General features: G+C 76.6%; 10 protein-coding genes. 8 read left to right on the top strand and 2 right to left on the bottom strand.

All coding sequences use genetic code 11. The annotated features are described in order from the left end of the window. Positions 1–420 precede the first annotated feature (420 nt). Both G6556_RS13400 and G6556_RS13395 read left to right on the top strand, forming a co-directional pair. Complete coding sequence (locus G6556_RS13400; RefSeq protein WP_346774892.1) at positions 421–1,239, top strand: VTT domain-containing protein; 819 nt, start codon at positions 421–423, stop codon at positions 1,237–1,239. A gap of 148 nt (positions 1,240–1,387) precedes the next feature. Next, positions 1,388–2,047, top strand: a complete 660-nt coding sequence (locus G6556_RS13395) for a hypothetical protein (protein ID WP_166942203.1) — start codon at positions 1,388–1,390, stop codon at positions 2,045–2,047. 6 nt (positions 2,048–2,053) lie between these two features. On the opposite strand, the gene coaA is transcribed toward G6556_RS13395, so the two are convergent. Further along, a complete protein-coding gene (gene coaA / locus G6556_RS13390) occupies positions 2,054–3,016 on the bottom strand; it encodes a type I pantothenate kinase (RefSeq protein WP_346774891.1) in 963 nt (320 codons plus the stop codon). A gap of 108 nt (positions 3,017–3,124) precedes the next feature. Here coaA and glmS point away from each other — a divergent pair, with 108 nt between their 5' ends. Together glmS and G6556_RS13380 are read left to right on the top strand one after the other, a co-directional pair. Further along, the gene (gene glmS / locus G6556_RS13385; RefSeq protein WP_166942197.1) at positions 3,125–4,978 is read left to right on the top strand and encodes a glutamine--fructose-6-phosphate transaminase (isomerizing); all 1,854 of its coding nucleotides are present in this window, start codon (positions 3,125–3,127) and stop codon (positions 4,976–4,978) included. After that, a complete protein-coding gene (locus G6556_RS13380; RefSeq protein WP_166942194.1) occupies positions 4,975–5,328 on the top strand; it encodes a holo-ACP synthase in 354 nt (117 codons plus the stop codon). Before glmS ends, G6556_RS13380 begins: the two co-directional genes overlap by 4 nt. Before the next feature lie 82 nt (positions 5,329–5,410). Here the strand turns inward: G6556_RS13380 and G6556_RS13375 are convergent, their stop codons facing one another. Next, complete coding sequence (locus G6556_RS13375) at positions 5,411–6,397, bottom strand: LLM class F420-dependent oxidoreductase (protein WP_166942191.1); 987 nt, start codon at positions 6,395–6,397, stop codon at positions 5,411–5,413. Positions 6,398–6,480: 83 nt separating this feature from the next. Here G6556_RS13375 and G6556_RS13370 point away from each other — a divergent pair, with 83 nt between their 5' ends. From G6556_RS13370 to tsaE, 4 genes are all read left to right on the top strand, one after another. Further along, a complete protein-coding gene (locus G6556_RS13370; RefSeq protein ID WP_166942188.1) occupies positions 6,481–8,106 on the top strand; it encodes a bifunctional ADP-dependent NAD(P)H-hydrate dehydratase/NAD(P)H-hydrate epimerase in 1,626 nt (541 codons plus the stop codon). Positions 8,107–8,200: 94 nt separating this feature from the next. Further along, on the top strand, positions 8,201–8,821 hold the full coding sequence (locus G6556_RS13365; protein WP_166942223.1) for a nucleoside/nucleotide kinase family protein: 621 nt from the start codon (positions 8,201–8,203) through the stop codon (positions 8,819–8,821). A 59-nt stretch (positions 8,822–8,880) separates the two neighbouring features. Further along, positions 8,881–10,080, top strand: coding sequence for an alanine racemase (alr, locus tag G6556_RS13360; RefSeq protein WP_166942185.1), 1,200 nt, complete (start codon positions 8,881–8,883; stop codon positions 10,078–10,080). Next, on the top strand, positions 10,077–10,649 hold the full coding sequence (gene tsaE / locus G6556_RS13355; RefSeq protein ID WP_346774890.1) for a tRNA (adenosine(37)-N6)-threonylcarbamoyltransferase complex ATPase subunit type 1 TsaE: 573 nt from the start codon (positions 10,077–10,079) through the stop codon (positions 10,647–10,649). The genes alr and tsaE overlap by 4 nt, the downstream gene beginning before the upstream one ends. The last annotated feature ends 20 nt before the right edge of the window (positions 10,650–10,669 follow it).

Below are 10,669 nucleotides of genomic sequence, written 5' to 3'. Positions count from 1 at the left end.
CCGCGGAACCCTCCGGGACCCGTGCACCCCTCGGAGGCTCCGAACGCGTTCGGAGGGGTGCACGGGTCCCGGAGGGTTCCGCGGAGCACCTCGAGAACACCGGGGAGCCTCCGAACGCGGCGGGCGCCAACGTGGCGGGCGCGCCGGACGTCGCGGGCGCGGTGGGCACGCTCGCGCGCGGTGCTCAGCGTTCACCGAGGGGTCACCGAATCCCCGTGACCCCTGTCGGTGGCGCGTGGTGCACTGGGTCCGCGGGGTCGTCCGTGGGGACGGCGCCGCTCCGTCGGGAGGCGGACCCGGGGCGGCGGCACGTCGTCCCGGGGGCCGATGCCGGGTGCGACCGGCCCGGTGAGGATGGGGGAAGGACCAGGGGGGACTCGGGGGAGTCCCCCATGTCGCGGCCGTCGGAGCGCACCTAGCGTGGACGACGGCAGACCCGCCCGAGGGCAGCCGTCGAACACCCGGGGGATGATGATCGTGCTGCAGGACTGGATCAGCGCCGTCGAGGGCTGGGTGCCGATGCTGGCGGACTCGGCGTGGGTGTTCCCGGCGCTGTTCCTGTTCGCCACGATCGACGGCTTCTTCCCGCCGATCCCCAGCGAGTCCGTCGTGATCGCGCTGGCGTCGCTGGCGGTGGCCCACGGCTCGCCGAACATCGTGCTGGTGGCGCTGGCCGCCGCGGCGGGCGCCTTCGTCGGCGACCAGATCGCCTACACGATCGGGTCCAGGGTCGACGTGCACCGGCTGAAGGTGTTCCGCACCGCGCGCGGCCGCAAGGCCCTGGCGTGGGCCGAGCACGCGCTCGAGCACCGCGGGTCGTCGTTCATCCTCGCGGCGCGGTACATCCCGGTCGGCCGGGTGGCGGTCAACATGACCGCCGGCGCGCTCGGGTACCCGCGCAGGCGGTTCGTCGGGCTCACCGGGCTGGCCGCCGTGACCTGGGCGGCCTACGGCTCCGCCGTGGGCGCCGGGGCCGGCCTGTGGCTCGCGGACCACCCGGTGATCGCGGTCGTCGCGGGCGTGGTCGTCGGCACCCTGGTCGGCATCGGGATCGACTGGGTGCTGCGCCGCTGGACCGGCCTGGACCGGACGCCCACGCCGATGGCCGCCCCGCGCGTCGCCGTGGCCCCCGCGGGCGCGGCCCTGCACGCCGGCGCCTCCTGCCCCGCCCCGCCGGTCCCGGCACCGGCCGCGGACCTCCGGGTCACGTCCCGGCAACGATCCGGGCCCGCCCGCTAACGATCCGGCATCGTCCGCCGGTGCGGCCCGTCGCCGCGCCTACGCTCGGTCCGGGCCACAACGGCGTCGCCCCCGACGGCGGAGGCCGGGCAGACGCCCGCGCCTTCGCCCTGGGCAGGGGAACGGGCGACGGAGGGCGGCGGGCGACATGGCGGCACCGCGTCCTCGTGCACCCCGGACCCGGTCCCGCAGGACCGGCCCGCGCCGGGCCGTCGCGGGCCTCGGCGCCCTCGCCCTCGCGGTCGTCCTGGCCGCCTGCGCGGGCGGCGACCCGGCCTCGTCCGCCGGCGAGGCCGCCCAGCGGTCCGCGGCCGGCGCGTCCGTGACGTCCGGCGCGGACTGCCTCGCCCCGCAGGTGCTCGCCGCGCTCGGGTTCGCGGGGGCGAGCAGCACCGCCCACCCCGACGTCCCCGAGGCCGGGCCGGTCCCGGGCGAGTTCACCGCGGTGTCCGCGGTGCTGTGCACCACCGGGGAGACCCTCACCGACGCCGCCGGGCGCTGGGCCGCGGTGACGGCGACCCGGCTCGAGGGCGACGTCCGGCCGCTGGTCACGGCGCTCACCGCCTCCGCCACCGTCCCCGCTGCGGGGAGCACGCCCGCCGCGTGCGCCGCGGACGCCCCGCGCGCCGACCTGTGGCTCGTGGACGCCCTGGGCGCCGCGGTGCGCGTGACCCTGCCGGCCGGCGGCTGCGGGACGCTGCCGGTCGCGCTGTCGGAGGGCCTGGACGCCCTCGACGCCGTCGACGTCGAGCACTACCCGGTCGAGCTCGTCGGCCCGCGCGCGACCGCGTCCCCGACCGGGGGCTGACCGGGGTCAGAGCTTGCGCAGGCGCACCCGCCGGACCGAGTGGTCGCCGCCCTTGGTCAGCACGAGGGTCGCGCGGCTGCGGGTCGGCAGGATGTTGCGCACCAGGTTCGGCGCGTTGATCGCGTCCCAGATGCTCTCGGCGCGGGCGACGGCCTCCTCGTCGCTCAGGCCCGCGTACCGGTGGAAGTACGACTCCGGCCGGGCGAACGCCGTCGACCGCAGGGACAGGAACCGCTCGACGTACCACTGCCGGACGTCGGAGGTCCGCGCGTCCACGTAGATCGAGAAGTCGAAGAAGTCGCTCACCGCGAGGTTGGACGTGCTCGACGTCCCCGCGGCGGACGGGGCCGGCTGCAGCACGTTCAGTCCTTCGACGATCAGCACGTCCGGCCGGCGGACGACCACCTCGGCGCCGGGGACGATGTCGTAGGTGACGTGGTCGTACACCGGGGCGCGGACCTCGTCGTGGCCGGCCTTCACCTTCGAGACGAACTGCAGCAGCGCCCGGCGGTCGTAGGACTCGGGGAAGCCCTTGCGGTCCATCAGGCCGCGGCGCTCGAGCTCGGCGTTCGGGTGCAGGAACCCGTCGGTCGTCATGAGGGCGACGTTCGGCGTGGCGGGCCAGCGGGCCATGAGCTCGCGCAGCAGCCGCGCCGTCGTCGACTTGCCGACCGCCACCGACCCGGCGACGCCGATGACGAACGGGGTGCGCGGGGTGTCCTCGCGCAGGAAGGTCGACGCCGCGGCGTGCAGCCGGCGGGTCGCGGTCACGTGCAGGTCGAGCAGCCGGGACAGCGGCCGGTAGATCGCGTCCACCTCGGCCAGGTCGATCGGGTCGCCGAGCCCGCGCAGCCGCGTGACGTCGTCGTCGGTGAGGGGGAGCGGCGTGGACTCCGACAGGCGGACCCAGGCGTCCCGGTCGAGCTCCACGTACGGGGAGGTCTGCCCGGGGACGTCGGTGGCGCGCACCCGACGATTCTGCACGATGCGGCGGCTCGCGCCCGCCGGGCCGGGGCGTCGCGCGGACGTGACCTGCGCCGCGGCGGTCCGTCCCGCGCCGCCGCTAGACTCGCGCCCATGTGTGGAATCGTCGGGTATGTCGGTGACCATGGGCCGGACGGCCAGCCGCTCGGGGTCGTCCTCGAGGGCCTGCGCCGCCTGGAGTACCGCGGGTACGACTCCGCGGGCGTCGCCCTCGTCACCCCGGAGGGCCTGGCCACGGCCAAGAAGGCCGGCAAGCTCGTCAACCTGACCGGCCTGCTGGAGGAGCGCCCGCTGCCGGGCGCGACCGCGGGCATCGGGCACACCCGGTGGGCCACCCACGGCGGTCCGACGGACGTCAACGCGCACCCCCACGTGGCAGGCGGCCTCGCGCTCATCCACAACGGCATCGTCGAGAACTTCGCCGTGCTGAAGGAGGAGCTGCTGGCCGACGGCGCCGAGCTGCTCTCTGAGACTGACACCGAGGTCGTCGCGCACCTGCTGCAGCGCGCCTACGCCGAGGTCAAGGACCTGGGCGAGGCCATGCGCCAGGTCGTCCGCCGGCTGCACGGCACGTTCACGCTTCTCGCGGTGCACGAGGACCACCCGGACACCGTGGTCGGCGCGCGGCACGACTCGCCGCTTGTCGTCGGCCTCGGCGACGGCGCCAACTACCTCGGCTCGGACGTCGCCGCGTTCATCGCGGAGACCCGCCGCGCGCTCGAGCTGGCGCAGGACCAGGTCGTCGTGATCACCCCGCGCACGGTCACGGTCACCGACTTCGACGGCAACCCCGCCGAGGGCCGCGAGTACACGATCGACTGGGACGCCGCGGCGGCCGAGAAGGGCGGCTTCCGCTCCTTCATGGAGAAGGAGATCGCCGACCAGCCGCAGGCCGTGCAGGACACGCTGCTGGGCCGCACGGACGTCCAGGGCCGCCTGGTGCTGGACGACCTCAAGATCTCCGAGTCGGTGCTGCGCTCCGTCGACAAGATCATCGTCATCGCCTGCGGCACCGCCGCCTACTCCGGGCACGTCGCCAAGTACGCCATCGAGCACTGGTGCCGGATCCCCGTCGAGGTCGAGCTGGCGCACGAGTTCCGGTACCGCGACCCGATCCTGACCGAGCGCACCCTGGTCGTCGCGATCTCGCAGTCCGGCGAGACCATGGACACGCTCATGGCCGTCCGGCACGCCCGGGAGCAGGGCGCCAAGGTGCTGGCGATCTGCAACACCCACGGGTCGACGATCCCGCGCGAGTCCGACGCGGTGCTCTACACGCACGCCGGACCGGAGGTCGCCGTCGCGTCCACCAAGGCGTTCCTCGCGCAGATCACCGCCGCCTACCTGCTGGGCCTGTACCTGGCGCAGCTGCGCGGCAACAAGTTCGCGGACGAGATCGCGGAGATCCTCGAGGACCTGCGCGCGATGCCGGACAAGATCCAGGACGTCCTGGACCGCTCGGGCCGGGTGCGCGAGATCGCCCGCTGGATGGCGGACACCTCCTCGGTGCTGTTCCTCGGCCGGCACGTCGGCTTCCCGGTGGCCCTGGAGGGCGCGCTCAAGCTCAAGGAGATCGCGTACATCCACGCCGAGGGCTTCGCCGCCGGCGAGCTCAAGCACGGCCCGATCGCGCTGATCGAGCCCGGGCAGCCGGTGTTCGTCATCGTGCCGAGCCCGCGCGGCCGCGACTCCCTGCACTCGAAGGTCGTCTCCAACATCCAGGAGATCCGGGCGCGCGGCGCCCGCACCCTGGTCATCGCGGAGGACGGCGACGAGGCGGTGCGCGCGTACGCCGACGAGGTGTTCTACGTGCCGCAGAGCCCGACGCTCCTCGCGCCGCTGCTGTCCGTGGTGCCGCTGCAGATCTTCGCGTGCGAGCTCGCCACGGCCCGCGGCCTGGACGTCGACCAGCCGCGGAACCTGGCGAAGTCGGTCACGGTCGAGTGATCGTCGGCGTCGGGATCGACGTCGTCGACGTCGCCCGGTTCCTGGCGACCGTCGAGCGGGTCCCGGCCCTGCGCGAGCGGCTGTTCACCCCGGAGGAGCGCGGGCTCGCGCCGGCGTCGCTCGCCGCGCGGTTCGCCGCGAAGGAGGCGATCGCGAAGTCGCTCGGCGCCCCGGCCGGGATGTCCTGGCAGGACGCGACCGTGCGGCGGGTCCGCGGCGAGCAGCCGGTGGTCGAGGTCACCGGCACCGTCGCGGCCGCCGCGGCCGCCCGGGGGGTCACGCGGTTCCACCTGTCCCTGAGCCACGACGCGGGCATCGCCTCGGCGATGGTGGTCGCGGAAGCCGACTGAGACGAACGAGGGCGCACCCCGTGCGGGGTGCGCCCTCGTCGTGCCCGGGGGCCGCGGTGCCCGGGGGCCCGCCGCCCGGGCGTCAGCGCAGGGCCGGGACGACCTCGCGCTCGAACAGCTCGATCCCGCTGCGGTCGTAGGCGGCCTCCGCGAAGTACGTGATCGCGTAGGTCATGCCGAGGCCGCGCAGCTCGGTGAGCTTCTCGACGATCTGCTCCGGGGTGCCGACCAGCGGGCCGCGGCGGAACTCCTCCGCGACCTCGGGGGCCTTGTCCGGGACGGTGCGCGCGTAGTGCTCCTCGACCCAGGCGATCCGGTCGTCGACCTCGGCCTCGGTCTCGCCGATGACGACGTTGTAGTTGGCCGAGCGCGTGATCTCGTCGTAGTTCCGGCCGATCGCCGCGCAGTGCTCCTGCAGGACCCGGCTCTTGTGCGCGAACCCGGCCGGGGTGCCGTCGAAGTTCGTGTACGTCGCGTGCTCGGCCGCGACGCGCAGGGTCTTGCGCTCGCCGCCGCCGGCGATCCACAGCGGCGGGCCGTCGACCTGCAGCGGGAGCGGGGCGAGCTGGGCGCCGTCGACCTGGTAGTGCTGCCCGTCGAGCGTCGCGACGCCGTTGGTCCACAGCTGCTTCATGATCTGCACGCCCTCGTCGAGCATGGCGATCCGCTCGCCCGGCTTCGGGAACCCGTAGCCGTAGGCGCGCCACTCGTGCTCGTACCAGCCGGCGCCGATGCCCATCTGCACGCGGCCGCCGGAGATGATGTCGGCGGTCGCCGCCACCTTGGCCAGGTAGGCCGGGTTCCGGTACGCCATGCAGGTGCACATCTGGCCGAGCAGCACGCGGCTGGTCGTGGCCGCGTAGGCGTTCATGAGGCTCCAGGCCTCGTGGGTGGCCTCGCCGTTGGGCTCGGGCACCGCGTGGAAGTGGTCGTAGACCCAGATCGAGTCGAAGGCGTCGCCCTGGTCGGCGTAGGTCGCGAGGCCGTTCATGACGGACCAGTGGTCGCGGGCCTCGATGCCCGTGAGGTCCTGCCGCCAGCCCTGGGGGATGAAGAGTCCGAAGCGCATGCTCCGCAACCTAGACCCCTGGCCGGGGGAGCGCCGCGCGGCGACCACGCGCGCCGGGCGCGGGGCTCGGCCAGGATGGACGCATGATCCTGGGGTACACGGCAGCCGAGGTCCGCGCGGCGGAGGAGCCGCTGCTCGCCGACGGGGTGCCGCTCATGCAGCACGCGGCGTTCGCCCTCGCGACGCGGGTGGCGGCCGAGCTCGCCGACCGGCGCGGGCAGGTGCGCGGGGCGACGGTGGTGGCGCTCGTCGGCGCGGGGAACAACGGCGGCGACGCGCTGCACGCCGGGGCGTTCCTGGCGCGGCGCGGGGTGCGCGTGGTCGCGGTGTGCGCGACCGGCGAGCCGCACGCCGAGGGCCTGGCCGCGCTGCGCCGGGCGGGCGGCCGCGCGGTCCGGGCGGTCGACCCGTCGGACGACGGTGCACCGGGCGGGGGCGCCCGGGGCGACGCCGCACCGGGCGACGCCGACCTGCCCGGCGTGTGGCTGGGCGACGCCGTGGCGGAGGCGTACGCGGCCGACGTCGTGCTGGACGGCCTGCTCGGCATCGGCGGCCGGGGCGCGCCGCGCGGGGTCGGCGGCCTGCTCGCGGGCCTGCTCGCCGACCTGCTCGAGTCCGAGGACGCCGGTGCCGCGACCGGGGGCCCCCGCAGCGCGGCGGAGGCGGGTGGCGGCCCGCTGGTGGTGGCGGTCGACCTGCCGAGCGGCGTGGGCGTGGACGACGGCGCGCTGCCGGACGGCCCGGTGCTGCCGGCGGGCCTGACGGTGACGTTCGGCGCGGCGAAGCCCGGGCTGCTGCTGCCGCCCGCGTCGCGGCGCGCGGGGCGGGTCGAGGTCGTGGACCTCGGCCTTGCGCTCCTGGAGCGCCCGGCCGTCGCGCGGCTCGCCCCGGCCGACGTGGCCGCGCTGTGGCCGGTGCCCGGGCCGGAGGACCACAAGTACAGCCGCGGGGTGCTCGGCGTGGTCGCGGGGACGCCGGCGTACCCCGGGGCCGCGGTGCTGACGGTCTCGGCCGCGGCGCTGTCGGGCGTCGGGATGGTCCGGTACGTGGGGCCCTCCGCGGTGGCGCGGTCGGTGCTCGCCGCGCGGCCCGAGGTCGTCGCGGGGGAGGGTCGGGTGCAGGCCTGGCTGCTCGGCCCGGGCGTCGACCCGGAGCACCCGAAGCAGGCCCGGCGGCTCACCCGCGCGCTGCACGCGGCGCTCGCGGAGGGCGTGCCGGCGGTGCTCGACGCGGGCGCGCTGGCGCTCGCGCCCCGGGAGCTCGCGCCGTGGTGCGTCCTGACCCCGCACGCCGGCGAGCTCGCGACGCTGCTCGGCCGGCTCGGCGAGGACGTCGCGCGCACCGCGGTCGAGGCGGAGCCGCTGCGCTGGGCGCGCCGGGCGCACGAGCTCACCGGCGCGACGGTGCTGCTCAAGGGGTCGACGACCGTGGTCGTCGGCGCCGGGGGCGCGGTGTACGCGCAGGCGGACGCCCCCGGCTGGCTCGCCACCGCGGGGTCCGGCGACGTGCTCGCCGGCGTGCTGGGTGCGCTGCTCGCCGGCCGCGCCGCCGACGTGCTGGACGACCCGCCGCTCGCGGCCGCGCTCGCCGCCGCCGCCGCGCTGGTGCACGGCCGGGCCGCGGAGGTCGCGGTGCCGGGCGGGCCTGTGACGGCACTGGGTGTCGCGCACGCCGTCCCGGCGACCGTGGCAGGGTTGCTGCGTGGCTGACACCCCCGCCGACGTCGCCCCCGGACCGCACGACCTCGGTCCCGGGAGCCTGCGCCCGCCGACCCCGGCCCCGGACGCCCCGCTGCGCGCGGACCTGCACCGCCAGGTCGCCGCGCTCCTCGACCCGCCGGACGGCGCGACGGAGCCGGTCCGCCGGCTGCTCGGGATCGCGGGCGCGCCCGGCGCCGGGAAGTCGACGCTGAGCGCGCAGATCCTCGCCGCGTTCCCCGGCCGGTGCGTGGTCGTGCCGATGGACGGGTTCCACCTGGCGCAGACGGAGCTCGAGCGCCTGGGCCGCGCGGACCGCAAGGGCGCGCCCGACACCTTCGACGCAGCGGGGTACGTCGCGCTGCTGCGCCGGCTGCGCGCGCCGGTGCCGGGGGAGACGGTGTACGCGCCCGAGTACCGGCGCGACCTGCGCAACGGCGTCGCCGGGGCCATCGGCGTGCCCGCGGACGTCCCGCTGGTGATCACCGAGGGCAACTACCTGCTGCTCGACCAGCACGGGTTCGGGCCGGTGCGGGACCTGCTCGACGTCTGCTGGTTCGTCGACCTGCCCGAGGAGGTCCGCGCCGAGCGGCTGGTGGCCCGGCACGAGCTCTTCGGCAAGCCGCCGGCCGCGGCGTACGCGTGGACGCACGGGCCGGACCAGCGCAACGCGGACCTGGTCGCCGGCACCCGGAGCCGCGCGGACGCGGTGGTCACGGCCGACTGACCCGCCGCCCGGCGCGTCCGGCGCGCGTGGCACCCGCGCACCGGTGGGAGACTGGGGGCGTGAGCAGGTTTCCCGCGCGGGCGGTCGTCGACCTCGGGGCCGTGCGTGCCAACGCGCGGACCCTCGGCGACCTCGCCCCGACGGCGCAGGTCATGGCCGTCGTGAAGGCGGACGCCTACGGGCACGGGCTGCTCCCGGTCGCGCGCGCCGCGGTCGAGGGCGGCGCGACCTGGCTCGGCGTGGCGCAGGTGTCCGAGGCGCTGGCCCTGCGCGCCGGGGGCGTGACCGCCCGGGTGCTGACCTGGCTGTACGCCCCGGGCGCGCCGCTCGCGGAGGCCGTGGCCGCCGACGTCGACCTGTCCGTGGCCGCGCCGTGGGCGCTGCGCGAGGTGGCCGACGCCGCCCGCGCCACCGGCCGCACGGCCCGGGTGCACGTGAAGGTCGACACCGGCCTCGGCCGCAACGGGCTGACCCCGGCGGACCTGCCGGCCGTCGTCGACGAGGCGCTGCGGCTCGAGGCCGAGGGCCTGGTCCGGCTGGTCGGCATCTGGTCGCACCTGGCGTTCGCCGACGAGCCCGGCCACCCGAGCCTGCACGCCCAGGGCGACCTGCTGCGCGCCGCGGCCGCGGACGCCGAGGCCCGCGGCGCCCGGTTCGAGGTGCGGCACATCGCGGCCTCCGCCTCGACGCTGACCGACCCGGAGCTGCACCTCGACCTCGTGCGCCCCGGCATCGCGCTGTACGGCCTGACCCCCGTCCCGCAGCTCGGCGGCCCGGAGCGGTTCGGGCTGGTGCCCGCGATGACGGTCGAGGCCGAGCTCGCGAACGTCAAGGGGCTGCCCGCCGGGCACGGCATGTCCTACGGCCACCACTACGTGACGCCGCGGGACACCGTGGTCGGCGTCGTGCCGCTGGGCTACGCCGACGGGGTGCCCCGGCACGCGTCCGGGCAGGACGGCGCCCCGGGCGCCCCGCTCGGGGTCGGCGGCCGGCGCCTGGCGATCGCCGGGCGGGTCTGCATGGACCAGGTGATGGTCGACCTCGGACCCGGCGCGACCGAGCGGGCCGGCGACCGGGTGGTGCTGTTCGGCACCGGCGCGGACGGCGGCCCGACCGCCCAGGACTGGGCCGACGCGGCGGGGACCATCAGCTACGAGATCGTCACCCGGCTCGGTGCCCGGGTGCCGCGGGTGTACGTGGACGGCGGCCGGGAGGTCCCGGCGAGCGGCGCGGAGCGCGTCGCGGAGGGAGTGGCGTGAGCGAGCAGGACGGGGCCACCGCGACGGTGGCCGAGGTGACGGTGGACCTGGCGGACGCGGACGCAACCCGCGCCTACGGCGAGGCGCTCGCGGCGCTGCTGCGGGCGGGCGACCTCGTCGTGCTGACCGGCGACCTCGGTGCAGGCAAGACGACGCTGACCCAGGGCATCGGCACCGGTCTGGGCGTGCGCGGGGCGGTCGCGTCCCCGACCTTCGTGATCGCGCGCGTGCACCCGCCGCTCCCGCGCGCCGACGGCGCGACCGGCCCCACGCTCGTGCACGTCGACGCCTACCGGCTGGGCTCGCTGGACGAGGTGGACGCGCTCGACCTGGACACCTCGCTCGACGAGTCGGTGACCGTCGTCGAGTGGGGCGAGGGCCTGGTCGAGTCGCTGGCCGACGACCGCCTGGAGGTCGCGCTCCGCCGCCCCCGCGGCGCCGACGCCGCCGGCGGCACCCCGCACGCCGAGCACGCGGAGGACGCCGCCGCGGGCGTGCGCGCCGTGACCGTGCGGGCGCGCGGCGACCGGTGGCGCGGGGTGGCGCTGCCCGGCACGCCCGGCGCCTGACGCCCTCCCGACCCCGCCGA

The sequence above is a fragment of the Cellulomonas sp. IC4_254 genome (genome assembly GCF_011603975.1).
Lineage (GTDB): Bacteria > Actinomycetota > Actinomycetes > Actinomycetales > Cellulomonadaceae > Cellulomonas.
The sequence above is the reverse complement of the archived record's forward strand: the minus strand, read 5'-3'. Positions and strand labels throughout refer to the sequence as shown.